The organism is Psychrobacter sp. S1-30-MNA-CIBAN-0213, from assembly GCF_040309845.1.
Classification (GTDB): Bacteria; Pseudomonadota; Gammaproteobacteria; order Pseudomonadales; family Moraxellaceae; genus Psychrobacter.
This window is the reverse complement of record NZ_JBEOPE010000007.1, coordinates 1-17,556: the sequence shown is the minus strand read 5'-3', so window position 1 is coordinate 17,556 and position 17,556 is coordinate 1. Positions and strand designations below refer to the sequence as shown.

The 17,556-nt window shown below is 42.1% G+C and carries 12 protein-coding genes; 6 read left to right on the top strand and 6 right to left on the bottom strand.

From position 1 onward, the window contains the following. The first annotated feature begins 135 nt into the window (after positions 1 to 135). Positions 136 to 4,419, top strand: a complete 4,284-nt coding sequence (hrpA, locus tag AAEY87_RS08415; RefSeq protein ID WP_350656791.1) for an ATP-dependent RNA helicase HrpA — start codon at positions 136 to 138, stop codon at positions 4,417 to 4,419. A gap of 464 nt (positions 4,420 to 4,883) precedes the next feature. Here hrpA and AAEY87_RS08410 read toward each other — a convergent pair whose 3' ends face one another. Continuing rightward, positions 4,884 to 5,477, bottom strand: coding sequence for a cytochrome b (locus AAEY87_RS08410; protein WP_350656790.1), 594 nt, complete (start codon positions 5,475 to 5,477; stop codon positions 4,884 to 4,886). A gap of 401 nt (positions 5,478 to 5,878) precedes the next feature. Between AAEY87_RS08410 and AAEY87_RS08405 the strand changes: the two genes are divergently transcribed. Beyond that, positions 5,879 to 6,478, top strand: a complete 600-nt coding sequence (locus AAEY87_RS08405) for a class I SAM-dependent methyltransferase (protein WP_068327915.1) — start codon at positions 5,879 to 5,881, stop codon at positions 6,476 to 6,478. A 124-nt stretch (positions 6,479 to 6,602) separates the two neighbouring features. On the opposite strand, the gene creD is transcribed toward AAEY87_RS08405, so the two are convergent. From creD to pnuC, 5 genes are all read right to left on the bottom strand, one after another. Continuing rightward, positions 6,603 to 8,312, bottom strand: coding sequence for a cell envelope integrity protein CreD (gene creD, locus AAEY87_RS08400; protein WP_350656789.1), 1,710 nt, complete (start codon positions 8,310 to 8,312; stop codon positions 6,603 to 6,605). Between the two features lie 334 nt (positions 8,313 to 8,646). Then, positions 8,647 to 9,018, bottom strand: coding sequence for an MliC family protein (locus tag AAEY87_RS08395; RefSeq protein WP_350656788.1), 372 nt, complete (start codon positions 9,016 to 9,018; stop codon positions 8,647 to 8,649). A gap of 154 nt (positions 9,019 to 9,172) precedes the next feature. Beyond that, positions 9,173 to 10,111: a DMT family transporter gene (locus tag AAEY87_RS08390; protein WP_350656786.1), complete on the bottom strand. Its 939-nt coding sequence runs from the start codon at positions 10,109 to 10,111 to the stop codon at positions 9,173 to 9,175. A gap of 99 nt (positions 10,112 to 10,210) precedes the next feature. Beyond that, positions 10,211 to 10,837 (bottom strand): AAA family ATPase, encoded by a 627-nt coding sequence (locus AAEY87_RS08385; RefSeq protein ID WP_350656785.1) that lies wholly within the window; start codon positions 10,835 to 10,837, stop codon positions 10,211 to 10,213. Then, on the bottom strand, positions 10,788 to 11,498 hold the full coding sequence (gene pnuC / locus AAEY87_RS08380) for a nicotinamide riboside transporter PnuC (protein WP_350656784.1): 711 nt from the start codon (positions 11,496 to 11,498) through the stop codon (positions 10,788 to 10,790). The genes AAEY87_RS08385 and pnuC overlap by 50 nt, the downstream gene beginning before the upstream one ends. A gap of 268 nt (positions 11,499 to 11,766) precedes the next feature. On the opposite strand from pnuC, the gene AAEY87_RS08375 reads away from it, so the two are divergent. From AAEY87_RS08375 to dnaX, 4 genes are all read left to right on the top strand, one after another. Then, the gene (locus tag AAEY87_RS08375; protein ID WP_068327899.1) at positions 11,767 to 12,912 is read left to right on the top strand and encodes a beta-ketoacyl-ACP synthase III; all 1,146 of its coding nucleotides are present in this window, start codon (positions 11,767 to 11,769) and stop codon (positions 12,910 to 12,912) included. Between the two features lie 207 nt (positions 12,913 to 13,119). Then, entirely contained in the window at positions 13,120 to 14,208 is a 1,089-nt protein-coding gene (gene prfA, locus AAEY87_RS08370) for a peptide chain release factor 1 (protein WP_350656782.1), read from the top strand. Between the two features lie 122 nt (positions 14,209 to 14,330). Next, positions 14,331 to 15,866, top strand: a complete 1,536-nt coding sequence (lysS, locus tag AAEY87_RS08365; RefSeq protein ID WP_350656780.1) for a lysine--tRNA ligase — start codon at positions 14,331 to 14,333, stop codon at positions 15,864 to 15,866. Positions 15,867 to 16,036: 170 nt separating this feature from the next. Next, the coding region (gene dnaX, locus AAEY87_RS08360) for a DNA polymerase III subunit gamma/tau (protein WP_350656779.1) at positions 16,037 to 17,556 on the top strand (1,520 nt) is incomplete at its 3' end.

Sequence of the window (17,556 nt, the reverse complement as noted above, 5' to 3'; positions counted from 1 at the left end):
GAATTTCTGAATAAGCGTTTTGAAAATAGGTAAAAGACTTTGCAGTTGCGAAGCAAACACTACAACCAACTTGAATCACACCCAAACTACCTCCATAATCTAACTACTTTCAAATAATAAATAGCCTAAGTAAATATGCCCCATACTTCTAAGAATGTCTCAGAAATCCTTACTGAAAACAAAGCTAGCAAAGAAAATAATTCTATAAGCTTAAATAACGAAAATTCAAATATTACAGTAAACAGTGATAAAGCGTCTTTTCAAGCTGATATTGCTACTGATTTACCAGTGCTGGCAAAAGACAGTTACTATTTAAGTCGCTTAGAGCGTGAGCTGGCGCGTGCTGCTGTTGCTAACAATAAGAAAGCCAGTAGCGATTCTGATAATAAAGCAGTTGATGAGCTAGCTAAAAAACGTGCGCAGTATGACAAAATTAAAACCCGCTCACAGCAAGCGGTGCAGGCACGTATGGATAGTATTCCTGAAAATTTACCTGCTAAGTTAAATCTTGATCTGCCCGTTAGCCAACGTGGTGATGACTTAATTCAGGCTATTATCGATAACCAAGTCATCATTGTCGCAGGTGAGACGGGTTCTGGTAAGACCACCCAATTGCCGAAATTGGCAATGCTGGCAGGGCGTGGTATCACTGGGCAAATAGGGCATACCCAACCAAGGCGACTAGCAGCCCGTAGTGTGGCAAACCGTATCGCCGAAGAATTGGGCGAGCAGCTTGGTAATACGGTCAGTTTTAAAATTCGCTTTAATGAACAAGGTACCGCGCAGTCAGTCGTTAAACTTATGACTGATGGTATCTTATTGGCGGAATTGGGTCATGATCGATTTTTAAGTAAATACGATACTATTATTATTGATGAAGCGCATGAGCGTAGCTTAAACATTGACTTTATTATGGGTTATCTGAAAAAGTTGCTACCAAAACGCCCAGATTTAAAAATCATTATTACCTCAGCAACGCTTGATACCAAGCGCTTTAGTGAATACTTTAGCCGTTATGATAATAAGCTCAAGCGCAACGTCCCTGCGCCGATTTTTAATGTTGAAGGCCGTAGTTTTCCAGTGGAAGTTCGTTACCGTCCGCTCACTGATGAGCCGGTGAATAGCTCGGATGATGACAGCTACGACGACTTTGAAGAGAATCTACCGCGTGCGGTGGTTGCCGCAGTTGAAGAATGCTTCAGCGATGCGCAAAATAAAGGTCATGCCGACCAAGCGGATATTTTAATATTTGCCGCCACTGAAGCAGAGATTCGTGAGCTCCAAGACGTGCTTGAACGTCATGGACCCAAGCATACCGAAGTGTTGCCATTGTTTGCACGGCAGACTTACGAAGAGCAGCAACGTATTTTTCAACCCTCAGGTCGCGGTCGGCGTATCGTTATCGCCACCAACGTTGCTGAGACCGCGCTTACTGTACCCGGTATTCGATATGTCATTGACTTAGGCTTTGCACGAATATCACGCTATTCTTATCGCTCACGCGTACAGCGTCTGCCGATTGAAGCCATCTCGCAAGCCGCTGCCAATCAGCGTAAAGGGCGTTGCGGTCGTGTCGCGCCAGGTGTTTGTATTCGTCTGTACAGCGAAGAAGATTTTACAGGTCGTCCAGAATTTACGGAACCTGAAATTCTGCGTACTAACTTGGCATCAGTTATTTTACAGATGGCAAACCTGCGCTTAGGTAGTGTTGACGATTTTGCTTTTATTGAGCCGCCCGATAGTCGCTTGGTCACTGATGGGCATAAATTGCTTGATGAGTTAGGGGCGATTACGTCTAAAAACGAAGCAACTTCTGCGAATCAAACCAACAAGTCAAAACCAAAAAAAGGTCTCGATCATTTAAGTCTGACGCCTACTGGTCAAAAGATGGCACGTATGCCGATCGATCCAAGGCTGGCGCGTATGCTGGTTGCTGGTTCTGACTTTGACTGTATTCGAGAAATGCTTATCGTTGTGGCAGCGCTTGCCGTGCAAGACCCACGTGAACGTCCAGCCAATAAACGTCAGCAAGCGGATCAAAAGCATGCAGAATTTCGTCAAGATGACTCTGACTTTTTATTCTATTTAAGTCTGTGGAAAGCACTGTTTGAAAAAGACGAGGATGGCAATAAGCTGTCTGGTAATCAGCGTAAGCAGTTTACGAAGAAAAACTATTTGAGCTTCCCGCGTGTACGTGAATGGAGTCAAACCCATCGTCAGTTGATGCAAATGGTCACTGAGCTTAAGCTGACTGATGTGAAAGAGGCAGATAAAGGGAGTGATAAAAAGGCTTTTTTGGAAAATACGACTAGCGACCCTACCGCGATTGAAGATGAAGAACTTAAAGCGGTTAAATATGCCAATTTGCATCGCGCGTTATTAACAGGTTTATTATCTACGATTGCTCATAAAACCGAGAATCGTGGTGAGTATCTAGCAGCTCGTCAGCAAAAAGCCAAAATCTTCCCAGCCAGTACCGTGTTCAAACAAGTACCGCCTTGGGTCATGGCCTTTGAAGTGGTCGAAACCTCGCAAGTATTTATGCGTACTGTTGCCAAAATTGAACCAGAATGGATTATTTCAGCGGCAGGTAACTTATTAAAGTATCACTACTTTGAGCCGCATTGGTCGAAGAAGACGGGACGTGTCAAAGCTTACGCGCAGATTAGTCTGTTTGGGCTGATTATTATCAGTAAGCAGCTGACCAACTATGAGCAAGTCAATCTGATTGAGTCACGAGAAATCTTTATACGTGATGGTCTGGTCACGGGTAACTTTGGTCGCCAAGCGCCGTTTTTACAGCACAATATGGACAAAATTGCGGACATTGAACGCATTGAAGATAAATTGCGTCGCCGTGATTTGCTCGTTGATGAAGAGACGCTATACCAGTTCTATGATAAAAAGATTCCTGAGCATGTTGCCAGTCGTAAAGCTTTTGAAGATTGGCGCGCAGAGGTAGAGAAGAATGATAGCAAATATCTATTCTTTACCGATGATGACGTACTTAACAGCCAAGCACCGACCACAGGTGATTTCCCAGAAGTGTGGCAGTTGGGCGATTTAAAACTGCCGCTACGTTATATCTTTGACCCTGCCAGCGATGATGATGGCGTGACCATTCGCGTGCCGCTTGTCGCGCTACCGCAGCTTGATGCTATTGAGCTATTGTGGGGCGTACCCGGTTGGCGCTATGAGCTGGTATTGCAATTGCTTAAATCTCTGCCCAAAGACATCCGCCGCCAAATCGTACCGATTCCTGATACTGCCGATAGCTTGTTTGATGAGCTACAGCCAGAGGGCGGACAAGGATTGCTTAAGCAGCTTTGCCAAGCGCTAAATCGTCGCGGCATTATGTCAGTGACACCTGATAAGTTTGATCCGTCTAGCATTGATCGTTATTTGCAGCCGCAAATCTGCGTGGTCGATGACAAGAACCGCATTATCGAAAAAGGTCGTGATCTGCAAACGCTACAAATTCGCCATGCTTCTGAGACCAGACAAGCCGTGAATGAGCAGCAAGGCGCGCATACGGATTTCCCTGAGCATTTTGCCTTTAGCAAAAACCATCATAGCGCAGGCGTGGTGATGAAGCAGTTTGCTGCGCTCGTAGCAGACGCGTCAGGTGAGGCGGTATCGATTCATCAATACACCGATGTGAATGCCGCATTGCAGGCACACCGTATCGGGGTTTTGACATTAATCAAAGGTAAGCTTGGCGCCAAGAAAAAACAGCTGACCAGCCAAGTCGATAAGATATTTAAATTGGCATTTGCACCGCTTGGTGATATGGAAAAGTTAAAAACCATCGTCATCGATGCCACTTTAGATGCGGCACTTGAGGAGCATTATGTCTTATTCGATCATAGTGCCGATCTACCTGAGAGCGCTGATGATATCGCGATTGGACTGAGTGAGGAGCTGCCATTTACTCCTGAGGAATACAATCAAACGCTTGATGTGGTGTTAAGCAACTTCTTATTGACGGGTCAAAGCGTTATAAAAACCCTCAAAAACGTCTACACCCGCTGGCAACGTATTCGTCAAAGTCTGCTGATGCTTGATCGTGAAGTATTTGGTGAGTCTATCGATGATATCGAAGACCAGCTAGAGGATTTGCATCTACCCAACTTTGTCTACCGGATGGATTACAGTCATTGGCAGCAGTATCCGCGCTATCTAGAGGCGATGGAGATTCGTATCGAACGCCTTGAGCACAATCTTGAAGCCGATCTTGATGGCGTTTATGCGCTGGATTTACATATGGAGCGACTGAGCAATCGTGCTAGTGATACGGCGATCAGTGAGTACCGCTGGATGGTGGAAGAATATCGCATTCAGCTATTTGCCCAGCCGATGAAAACTCGTATGGCAGTATCACCGAAGCGGCTTAGTAAGGTTTGGGATAGAGTTGGTTAGCGGATGCGTAACCTACCGATTTTTAAAGTTTTGAATATCTTGGAGCCCATCACGCTTTTTGCTTGTAGTTGATTATCTATGGGGCACAGCGCCTAAACACAGTAGCGTTCCAACATTTGAGCGACCTGAGGCGGGATAAAGCAAAACACTGCTTTGCCCCAACGCAAGAGAAAATCTTTGATTTTCTAACGTGCAAGGTGCTGTATGCCCCACATTCCACCAAGCTACCGCTTCAATCACGGCTAGCGGCAAGGCTATGATTTTACAAATATCAATCGTGATTAGAGTGCTTTCAACTACAAAATTAAATGCGCGTAGGATTTCTCTCACGCACCAATTTCATGCGATATACTTTTTACGGGTGCGCTGGTCACACCATACGCGAACTTTAGACAACTCAATAAAAAACCCACGACCAATTAAAGTTGTGGGTTTTACTTTATCAACATAACTCTATCAGAATGTCATCCTTCACCACCAGTCGTCATCTTAATAAGCGTCCGATCTTTTTTCACATAGTGATGATATAAAGCTGCCAAAATGTGTCCTACGACGAGCATCCAAGCCAACCATTTACCGAATACTTGTTTATGAAGGAAATCTAATGGTGCTTCAAATGCCTCATAGCTGATACCCATCCCATCACGGATGACAGATCGGAACAATGAAGTGCTCTCAAACATCGGAATATCAAACAAGAAATAAAATTCCGTATTCACTTTAGAACCTAAATAGCCTGTAACTGGCATAATGATCAAGACCGCATATAAAGCGAAATGTCCAGCATGGGCTGCGAGATGTTCCATCTTAGTGCCAGGTTCTTCGTCTGGGGTGCGGTTCATCATACGCCAGATAATACGCAGCACCACTAAAACGGCAATACTCACACCGAAAGATAAATGTAGCTGAAGTGCCGTCCAGTTAATAGGCGTATCATCTACCGTAAACCAATGGCGAAAATAAACGCTCGCATAAGCACCTAAGAATAATAAAGCCGTTCCCCAATGCAAGCATTTTGCTATAGTACCGTAGTTATAACTGGTATTTTTTAAACTCATAAATTCCTCTAAAATTTATAAATATTCTGAAAGGTTGTAAAAATGCCTCTGAAATCAGGTATTTTTATTTCACGTTAAACTACGTACTCAATAGCTCACGTTTAACCAGTATGAGTTGATATTAATGTAGTTCGTCTAATAGTACGGTAGGTTATATTAAGAAAAACTTAATTTAAAGTTTTATTTCCACTGTTATAACATGCTTTTAATTATATTTTTCTTACATTGCTATTACGCTTAGCAAGCGTAGGTTAATCAATGCATAATTATTTCTAGATTAATTATGACTGTTATAAATGTGAGTATTTTTATCTTCGAAATTACAGTTTCCATGAAGTTGTACCCACGGTAATATAACTATAATAATTAGAATGCTAAATAAAATAGAAAAGGAAAACGATATGTGGAACGAACGCTACAGCGAACCAGGCTTTGCTTTTGGTACAGAACCAAATGATTTTTTGGAAGAGCAGTTCCAGCACATACCAGCAGGTGGACGAGTACTGTGTTTGGCAGAAGGCGAAGGTAGGAACGCGGTATTTTTAGCTGAGCAAGGCTATCAAGTGACTGCCATGGATTTATCCGATGTGGGTTTAAATAAAGCCTTGAAACTGGCTAGTGAGCGGGGCGTTGAAATCATCACTCAAATAGCTGATTTGGCCGATTATCAATTTGGTGTAGGAGAGTGGGATGGGATTGTCTCTATTTGGGCGCATATGCCTAAAACTGTTAGTCAGTACGTTCATGCGCAGATTGCACCAGCATTGAAACCAAATGGCGTGTTTATTGTCGAGGCTTATACCGAGCAGCAACTTGATATGGAAGCCGTCGGCGGACCACCTGCTGCGCAAAAAGAACGTTTTAATTCACTAGAAAATTTGCAGACAGAATTGGCTGAGCTAGAAGAAATTATTGGCGTTGAAAAACAGCGTATGATTTCAGAAGGCAAGCATCATCAAGGTTTAAGTGCTGTCGTACAATATGTTGGTAGAAGAAAGTAAAATTGCTAGAGAAACTGCTATATCAGAAAAAGAGCAAAGGTAACATAAGGCTACCTTTGCTCTTTTTTATTCGTTTTTTATAAATGTTTTTGATCGTTATTTATTGGTCATTTTTTGATGACAGTTAAGTGACTTGATACCAGTCAATTTTACGAGTCAAGACCATCACGCTGGCGAGTACAACGAAGCAGAATACTGCACCAAGCAGCAAGTTTAAATCTTCTACTGTTAAAATGCCGTAAAAGGCAGCGTATAGTCCTGCTAGTATCGCAGTAAAAATAAGGGCTCGTTTTACCCCATTGAGCACATAGTAGGTGTACCAACCGATCAGGCCGACACAAGCAGTCGCTGCAGTCGCATAGGCCTTCCAAAAGGAGATTTGCTCAGCTAACGGCAGTAATAAGACATAAAAGACCAATAGGGCGCAGCCGACCAATAAGTACTGTATAGGATGGATGCGGCTAGATTTAATCACTTCAAATAAGAAGAATGTACCGAACGAGACCAATATCAATAGCAATGCATACTTTAAGGTACGCTCAGTTTGCAGATAGACATCATTAGGCTCAGCAAAACTTACGCCAAAGCTGTTTAGATGGGTACTATTGGCACTCCTAGAAGTTGCTGCGCCTTCTTCTACCAATACTACATCATCAATACCTAAAGGATTACCCGCTTTACTTATGACGCTACATTGATTGTTAGGTGTGCTTAAACATTGTGATAGGCGTTGATTGTTGGCAACAGTCAAATATTCATTTTGCCAGTTGGCTTCAAAGCCATTGGAAGTAAAGTTTTTCATATTTGGCAGCGCTTTTCCAATGAAATTTGGTGCATGCCAGTTGCTTTGCATGGCTAACGTAAAGCTTTGCCCAGTCGGTACCGTATTTAGGCTGCTAATGCCGGATAAAGGCAGGTCGATTATAATTTTAATCATTCCAGTTTTAAGCGCATCAGTTTTGCTAGCTTTGTCAGCTTCACTAATGACAGTTTCAGTACTACTAACTACAGCATTAGCAGCATCGTTACTTAGATTAGAAGTTTGCGAGTTATCAGGGCTAATGGATAAGCTTTGACTGGCTAAGTTATCACCAATGTCACCTGTTCCATTTCGCCCAACCAAATTACCGTTATTTGATGGCTTTATCATATCTTGAGAATTTAAAATGTCTTGAGGAACAGGAACTTCAACGTACGTTAAGCCTTTTATCATAGGTGTTTTCGGGTAAGTCGCTTTGATTTGCTTGTTATTAATGGTTACCGTTGGTGTTATGGCAACGCCGCGTAAGTCTGACACTGGAATAATCAGCTTGGCTTCGTCCCAATGAAAAACCGTCTGTTTTGGTTGTAATTTATCAGTATTCAATTCTGTATTTAACGATGCTTGGGTTTCATTAGCATTAAGGTCGATACTAGGTGTATAGTTTAAATCCTTAACGTATTGGCCTAACGCATAGTTTTGGTCAAATTTTATATCACCATCGTAGCTGGTAGCATGATAAACCCCGCGCTGATAAGTGTCGGTACTGACCTTAAGATTTTCTATGGCCTGCGTTTGAGTCGCAAAGAGAGTTTCGATGGCTGAATAGGACGGCTTACATTTAGTAGCGTTTTCTAAATCTACTAAGCATTCTGGCGTTACAGTGGTTGGGATAGCGATAAATGGGGTAATAACCTCTTGCGGATTGACGTGCTGCTCGGCAATCTCTGCTACGACGATATCTGCATAATGTTGTCGTTCGGAGATCACAGTGCGAAACATAGTCAGACCAACAGCGAAGATTATGCAAAGGCCAACGATGATGTACAGTTTATTAAGCAGTGTTTTTTGCATGCGCATTCCTCTAAATGATGTTTGAATCGACGGCTACTAATATTGTCAATGGATTAGATAACATCATAGAGAGGGTATAGAGAGAACATATGTAGATTAGATGGAAAGTTTATGGAAATATAAACTCTGTTAATAAATATTTGCACCTAATCATTGTTTGAAATAAAAATACAGCTTTTAATAAAGGAAATTTCGCCATATTTTTAACGTCGGCATTCATTTATGGCTTTATTGAAAAATGCTATGGAAATGTAATGCACAAAAAAGCCCACGTAATATATTACGTGGGCTTTTTTTATTGGCTATCTGCAATAACTGTGACTGTTATTATTTATTAGATATCACAATTAACTTGATATTCTTGACCGTTATCAGATTTTACAGTCATGATGCCAAAATCAGCTTTAGTCTGCCAATCGTAAGTCGTTTTAGGATTAACATCGTTGACATAACGAGCGCCAGAACCCGATACAGCTTGTTTCATTGTGATTTTTGCATTGCTCAAGCCAACTTTAGGCAAAGTAACATTTAAGTCTGCAGCTTGACCATTCGCTGCGTAAGTAGCAGTAATGACACCCTCGTCTTCACATGTAAATGATTGAACGACTTGTTGAGCATTGGTAGTCGGTGTTGTAACAGTTGGTGCGTTAGTTGCACAGGCTGACAATAATACTGCGAAAGGTGCTACGGCTAATAATTTTTTCATAATAATCCTCAATAATGTTGGTAAATTTATCGTTTGAGATGTAAAGCAGTATATTACAATATAGCGTTTTTTTCGCGTTGTTGTTTACCATTAATATGGTATTCAAAGTGTTTCAAGGTATTGCCTAAACGGTTTTTTTCATTAATGCGAGCGACTATTCACTGGTTTTTATTTGAATAGAAAGTTTAGGTTTTTTCTTGTTTAAAACAAACACCGAGACAGCACCTAGAATAACCACACTGGCAATAATAAATCGCAGGGTTAATTGTTCAGACAAAAACACCACACCTAGTATTGCTGCCAGTACTGGCACACAGAACTGCACAACAGCTGCTTGGGTACTTTTTAACAACGGCATCGCCACATACCAAAGACTGTAGCCAACGCCAGAGGTAATTGCTCCTGATACGCTCGCTAATATGACACCGTCTGTACTAACATCGGCTAGATAACTCATTCCTATCAATAACAATAGGGGAAGGGCGACAAGGCTTCTAATAAAGTTAAAACCAGTAGCGCGAAGAGGGGATACACAGGCTTTGCCGCGTATACTGTAAATTCCCCATGCAATGCCGCTCATTGCCATAATCACTGCCCCAAAAAGCGAAGGCACTGCCGCTGAAGGCAGCATCAAGTAAACAAAACCTGTAAAGGCTATAAAAAGAGCCGCCCATTGCACTGTACTTAATTGCTCTTTTTGGTAGATGCCCCAGCCAATCATCGTGAACTGGACCGCTGCAAATAAAATAAGCGCGCCAGTGCCAGTATCAAGCTCCACATAGGCGAGCGAAAAGCAAAGCGCGTAAACCACCAAGCTTATACTGCTGAACCAGCTGCCCTTGTCTTGCAAAATAGGATCTTCTAAAATTGCGATAGCTGCGGTATTGGTATTATTACTATTAACAGTGTGTTTATGTTTTAGCTTGCGTGTATGCACGCTCATGATTATTGCAAGGCAAACAGCACCACCTAATAGGCGAACAATAGTAAAATTCCAAGGATCAATATAGCCTTCAGCTAACGCCATCCTACAAAGCAGAGAGTTTGCGGCAAAGGCTATTAGAGCAATAATCGTGTATAACGTAGCTTTCAAAAAAATTCCTAATAAACGATAGTTTGAGTGTGGTGATAGCAGGACTGATAACTATCAACATAAATTAATTGTTAATAAAATAGCCTAAGCATTAATATATTAACTATCTAATTCTTTTAAACATTCTACAACTTGCCGAACTCGCTCTTCTCTATCACCGCCAACTCGCTTAAAGTTTTTGTCATGACAATTTAACTGACTTTCGAAATAAGCACTTATCTCTTCCCGCTCATGCGGACTGTCTCGCAAGTCATCAGCGACCCAAGGAATATCTACTGCTGTTAGCAGTATTAAATCGTAATGATGTGACAGTGCTGCCTGTGTGAGTGCATCAGGACAGTCACCATAATACCAATTAGAGTAAACCATTAGCTCAAACAAACTGGTATCACAGAATAGATATTTTTGAGTTTCAGGGTTGGGATTGGGGTTTCGGCTAGGTTGCAGGTTTTGAGCCGCTTGCTGGGTGAGTTTATTTTCCAGATCAATTTGACCTTGGGCAATTGGTAACAAATCGTCCCAAGTGCATGTCACTTGCTCGTTATCCCATTTCTCCTGCAAATAAATACGCATATACTCTGGCACCCAAGGGCTACCAAAATATGCTGCCAAATCACGAGATAAAGTAGTCTTACCAGTGCTTTCTGCACCTAAGATGGCAACCTTGATGACCGATTTATACGTATGCTGCGTGAGATTGAATGCGGTAGCGTCGTTGCCATTCATAATATGCCCAAACTGCGATGAGAGTGAACACTACGTATTGTAGTGCGGTAAAGGTAAGGCCTTTATAGAAATATAACGGAACTGAAATAGCATCAGCGGCTATCCATAGCAGCCAATGCTCGATTTTACGACTTGCCATCAGCCACATAGCTATCAAGAAGAGCGCGGTGGTCAGCATATCGGTATAATCAACCCAAGTAAATAAATGCATCCCTAGTACTGCGCCATCGAAGCTAAAACCATTGTTGATCACGGGACGGAAATAATAAACCAATGCCACAAAGGCAACCGTAGCAGTCGCTAATAATGCCATGATTGGCAAATCACTTGATTGAATATGCTCAATACTGATTTCGTCTTGACTAGAACCTTTATCGCTCTCTTTAACTGCCTCTTTGTTTCTTGACCAGTTAAACCAGCCATATAAGCCCATCACCGTGTAATAAGCATTGATAAACATGTCCCCGAACAGTTGCCATTCCCACAACAAATACACAAAAATAGCAGTACTAACCAGACCAATAGGGAAGACCAGTACATTGAGCTTGCGGGCAAGTAACACACTAGCAACGCCAAATATAACGCCAATGATTTCAAGTATAATAAAGAGTGTAGGATAGTCGGCGTACTGTCCGAATAACCAATTAAGAAGATCTTCCATTATGTTCCCTAGCTATTATTTTGACAAAATCGAATAGTTTTTATTGAGGTTAATTATATAGTAGCTAGGCAGCGATGACGTCAGCCTTTGCCAATTATTGACGTGAAATTGATTATTTGTAACAAAGTATTAGAAAAATAATAATATTCAGGCATAATAAAGACATCGATTTTAAGTTTACAGTTATTCACCGAAATTAGACTTGCGCTATTTTCTCTTTTTTTACGCTTATTCATAAGCCAAATAGTAGTAGACAAGGAAGCTTATCATGACGACTTGTATCACCGGCACTGGCCTGTATATACCACCCTTTAGCATCAGTAATGAAGAGCTAGTAGAGTCATTTAACCAGTATGTTGACAATTATAACGAGCAACATGCTGACGAGATAGCCAATGACACTATTCCTGCACTTCAACATTCATCAGCCGAATTCATTGAAAAAGTATCGGGCATTAAATCACGTTATGTGATGGAAAAAGCCGGTATTTTAAATCCTGAAATTATGGCACCAGTCATCGCTTATCGTAATCTGGGCGAAGAGCTGTCTATTATGGCCGAAATGGGTGCGGCAGCCCTCAAAGATGCGCTTGCTGATGCAGGGCTTGAAGCCAATGATTTAGACGGTATCATACTTGCCTGCTCAAACTTTCAGCGCACTTATCCTGCAGTCGCTATTGAGATTCAAAAAGAAATTGGGATGGTTGGCGGCTATGCTTATGACATGAACGTTGCTTGTAGTGCCGCGACTTTCGGACTATCACAAGCACATGGTTCTATTGCATCTGGTCTCGCTAAACGTGTCGCTGTGGTTAACGTTGAGATTACCTCTGCACATTTAAACTGGCGTAATCGTGACAGTCACTTTATTTTTGGTGATGTCGCAACTGCTTGTATTGTAGAAGAATTGGACACGCCTAAAGGCTATGAGATTTTAAGCAGTAAACTATTTACTGAATTCTCAACTAATATCAAAAACGAATACGGCTTTATGGATCGCTCAGAGTTCTTGGCGGCTGAAACGCAAATGTATCCTGATATCAAAGAGCCAGTAACGGATAAGTTGTTCTTACAAAATGGTCGCAAGGTATTCCGTGAAGTCTGCCCGAAAGTCTCGGAAATTATACTCCAGCATCTACAAGAGAATGATTTTGAGCCAAGTGAAGTCAAAATGATGTGGCTACACCAAGCCAATGCCAATATGCTCGATCTTATTTTGCGTACGGTAATGGGCAAAGAGGCGGATAAAGCTATCGTACCAAGCGTTATCGCTGAATTTGCTAATACTAGCTCATCAAGCCCGATGGTGGTCTTTCACCGTCATAAAGATGATTTGAAATCTGGCGATTTGGGCGTGATTTGCTCATTCGGTGCAGGTTACTCTATTGGTTCAGTAATAGTACGTAAGGTTTAAAATTAGCCTTATTTGACTGCCCAGTCTTATAGTAAATAAAATAGCCAAGAGCAATCTTGGCTATTTTTTATGGTTTAAAATTTATATTTTGGGCAAATTCAGCGCTAATTATCGGTATAAAGATTAAGTTTACGCAGTGGTTTTAATTTCACTGCAAAAATTTGCTATAATCGCCATCTTATTTCCCTCATTTAAAAAAGCCCTTTTATGAAAGAATCCTTGCGCTTGCGCTTAGACCAGATGGTAGACCGCTATGAAGAGGTTACCGCTTTATTGTCCGATCCTGGTGTTATCAGCGATAATAATAAATTCCGTGAGCTGTCGGTTGAACACAGTGACTTGATGGAAATCACTACTTTGTGGTTGAATTATGGCCGTGCAGAAGCCGATCAAGCTGATGCTGAAAGTATGCTAGTGGACGCCTCAGACCCTGAAATGAAAGAGATGATGCAGGATGAGATTGATAACGCCCGAAATACCATCGTAGAGATGGAAGAGGCGCTCAACGTCATGATGCTGCCAAAAGATCCCAATGATAAAGTACCAGCATTTCTAGAGATTCGAGCGGGTACAGGCGGTGATGAAGCGGCAATATTCTCTGGTGATTTGTTCCGCATGTACCAAAAGTACGCGCAAACTCAAGGCTGGACGGTGGAAGTGCTGTCAGCTAATGAAGGTGAGCATGGCGGCTATAAAGAAATTATCAGTCGTGTGTCAGGCAACAGTGTATATGGTCGTCTAAAGTTTGAATCAGGCGCTCACCGTGTGCAGCGTGTACCCGAGACTGAAAGTCAAGGCCGTGTACATACCTCAGCTTGTACCGTTGCAGTAATGCCAGAAGTTGAAATCGATGACAGCGTTGATATCAATCCTGCAGATCTAAAAATGGATACGTTTCGCTCCAGTGGCGCAGGTGGTCAGCACGTTAACACTACTGACTCAGCCGTACGCTTAACTCACATTCCTACCGGTACCGTGGTAGAGTGTCAGCAAGAACGCAGTCAGCATAAAAACCGTGCTCATGCTATGAAAATGCTGATTTCTAAAATTCAACAAGCTAAAGTTCAAGCGCAAGTCGATGTAGCAGATTCTATCCGTCGTGACTTAGTCGGTAGTGGTGATCGCTCAGAGCGTATCCGTACCTATAACTTTCCGCAAGGGCGTATGACTGACCATCGTATCAATCTGACTTTATATAAGCTTGATTCAATTATGGAAGGTGATTTGGATGAGATTCTAGACTCACTATTACGTGAGCATCAAGCGGACTTGATGGCCAGTATCGGCGGTGAGTAAGAAAATAAGTAGCTAGTAAAATAAATCTACCAGCCATTATCATGATAATCAGCAGCTCGTCATCAAGATAAATTTATTATTTTAATGTGTGCATTTAATTATCCAACAATTTTGAGAGTGTTATGTCAAAGCCCAACAACCCAAACCAAGACCAAGCCCCAACTTTAGAAGAAGCGAATGAGCTTATCCTTCAGCTACAAGCTAAGCTAGATGATATTAGCGCTTCAGGTAAACAGCCTTATCCAAATCAGTTTAAACGCACTGATTATGCGCAAGACTTGCAAGCAGCCTTTGAAGGCGTATCAAAGCAAGAGATTGAAGATAACGCTGCTAAAGGTGAAAAAACACAGGTCAATGTGGCTGGGCGCGTCATGCTGAACCGCGGGGCATTTATTGTCATTCAAGATATGACTGGTCGTATTCAGTTATATGTAGCACGTAAAGAGTTGGATACAGAGACGCTCGCGAGCATCAAGTCGTTAGACTTAGGCGATATCGTTGGCGTATCAGGCTATATTGGTCGCTCAGGTAAAGGCGATTTATATGTGCATATTGAAGAGTTTAATTTACTGACCAAATCACTACGCCCAATGCCAAATAAGTTTCATGGCTTAGCTGACATAGAAGCGCGTTATCGCAATCGTCATCTTGATTTGATGACCAATGAGACGACTCGTGATACGTTTGTGATTCGCAGTCAAGTGATCAGCGGCATTCGTCAGTTTATGTTGAATGAGCGCTTCATGGAAGTCGAGACGCCGATGATGCATCCTATCCCAGGTGGTGCCGTTGCGCGTCCATTTGTGACGCATCACAATGCGCTAGATATGCCGTTGTATCTACGTATCGCTCCTGAGCTTTACCTAAAACGCTTGGTCGTTGGTGGTTTTGAAAAAGTATTTGAGATTAACCGCAGCTTCCGTAACGAAGGTGTATCCACGCGCCATAATCCTGAATTCACCATGATTGAGTTTTATCAGGCCTATGCTGATTATCATGATTTGATGGATTTAACCGAGCGTCTATTTAATAAGCTGGCGATGGACATTTTAGGCACTACTGAAATTACTTATCAAGAAGAAAGTATCAGTCTAAAAGCCCCATTTGAGCGTATAACTATGACTGAAGCTATTGAAAAATATGCTGAAGGCTTCGATATGTCGCGTATTAATGACCGTGAGTACTTAGCGGATTATGTAGCGAACACGCTTAAGCAACCAGTAAAAGACGTCTTTGGTATCGGTAAATTGATAACCATTATCTTCGAAGAGACGGCTGAGCATCAATTACGTCAGCCAACCTTTATTACTGAATATCCTGCTGAGACTTCACCGTTAGCACGCCGCAACGATGACAATCCTGAAATTACCGATCGTTTTGAGCTATTTATTGGTGGTCGTGAATTGGCTAATGGCTTTAGTGAGCTCAATGATCCGGCTGATCAGGCAGAACGTTTTCGTGGTCAAGTCGCTGAAAAAGACGCTGGCGATGTGGAAGCCATGCATTTTGATGAAGAGTATATTGAAGCCTTATCTTACGGTTTACCCCCGACAGCAGGTGAGGGTATCGGTATTGATCGTTTGGTCATGTTATTCACTGACTCTGCCAGCATCCGTGATGTGATTTTATTTCCGCATATGCGCCGCAAAAACGACTAGTGATCAATCGCTCTTTAATCAATCTTTAGTTACAATTGCTTATTGAGCGGACATAAAGTCATTTTTGAATCAGCAAGAAGCCAGACGAATGCGCTGGCTTTTTGCTATAATAAGCACTCAAAAAACATACTCAAAATAAGAATTCTAACCACTTGGCACAATGGATAGCTATGTCGCAGCAATATCAAGTTCTAGCGCGTAAATACCGCCCCAAAAACTTCCATGAGTTAATTGGGCAAACGCACGTCTCGCAAGCGTTGATCAACGCGATTGATTATAATCGCCTGCATCATGCTTATCTGTTTACTGGGACACGTGGCGTTGGTAAAACCACGATTGCTCGTATTTTGTCTAAGTGTTTGAACTGTGATACTGGCGTGACCAGTACGCCTTGCGGTGTTTGTGATAATTGTGTCGCCATCGATCAAGGTCGTTTTATCGATCTAATTGAGATTGATGCAGCCTCGCGTACCAAAGTTGAAGACACACGTGAGCTACTTGACAATGTCCCTTATGCGCCGAGCCAAGGCCGCTATAAAGTGTACCTTATTGATGAGGTGCATATGCTGTCTACGCACAGCTTTAATGCGCTACTCAAAACCTTAGAAGAGCCGCCTGAGCACGTTAAGTTTCTACTTGCGACCACCGATCCACAAAAGCTACCGATTACTATTATCTCGCGCTGTTTACAGTTTGTGCTGCGTCCTTTGCCGCAGACATTGCTTAGTGAGCATTTAGCAAACGTTTTGACTCAAGAACAAGTTGCCTATACGCAGCCTGCACTTTGGCAGCTGGCAAGTGCTGCAAAAGGTTCTGTACGTGATGCGCTGTCTCTTACCGATCAGGCGATTGCCTTTGGTCAAGGTGCGCTTGATGATGTGACAGTTAATGCCATGCTTGGCTTAATCGATGCCGCTGATTTGGTAAGCTTGATTACTGATATTTACAACCATGATAAGTCTGCAGTTGCCGCTCATATTGAGCAGATGCGCGCGCAAATGGTCGATGCCACTAGCATGTTTGATGGACTCGCTGAACTATTGCATCAATTAGCCTTGACGCAGCTATTACCGGAAGTTGCTTTAAATGTAAATGAAGCGCAAGCACAAGATATTAATGCACTGGCCCAGCATATTAGTCCTGATGTTTTGCAGTTGTATTATGAAATCGTAGTACAAGCACGCGAAGGTATCAAGCTTGCTAGTACGCCAATGCAAGCACTTGAAATGTGTATCTTACGTCTATTAGCGTTTCGCCCATTACCTATTGATGAAGTCTTAAAGTCTCATTCTATTGAGTCAACTAGCTCAATAGATATATCAGAACCTATAGCTCCTGTAGGTCATGTTGCATCATTGCACGAACCGCAACCTTATAGTCTTGATAATGTCAGTAATGTTCATGAGCAAGTTGCTATTAATGAAGAAGTTAATAATAGTGTTGAGCAAAGTGCTAATAAGATGACGGGCAATGAAGCTCACTTCTCAGAAAGTGCATTTGCAACAGATACAGCCAATATTAATCAGTCTATCAAAATGGCTGATACTAATATTGTTATAGATAATTTTTCTAACTTGCCTCAAGCTTATGAGTCATCAATTAACGATAGCGTAGAGCCTGAACCAATTGCTGAGCCTGAACCAATTGCTGAGCCTGAACCAATTGCTGAGCCTGAACCAATTGCTGAGCC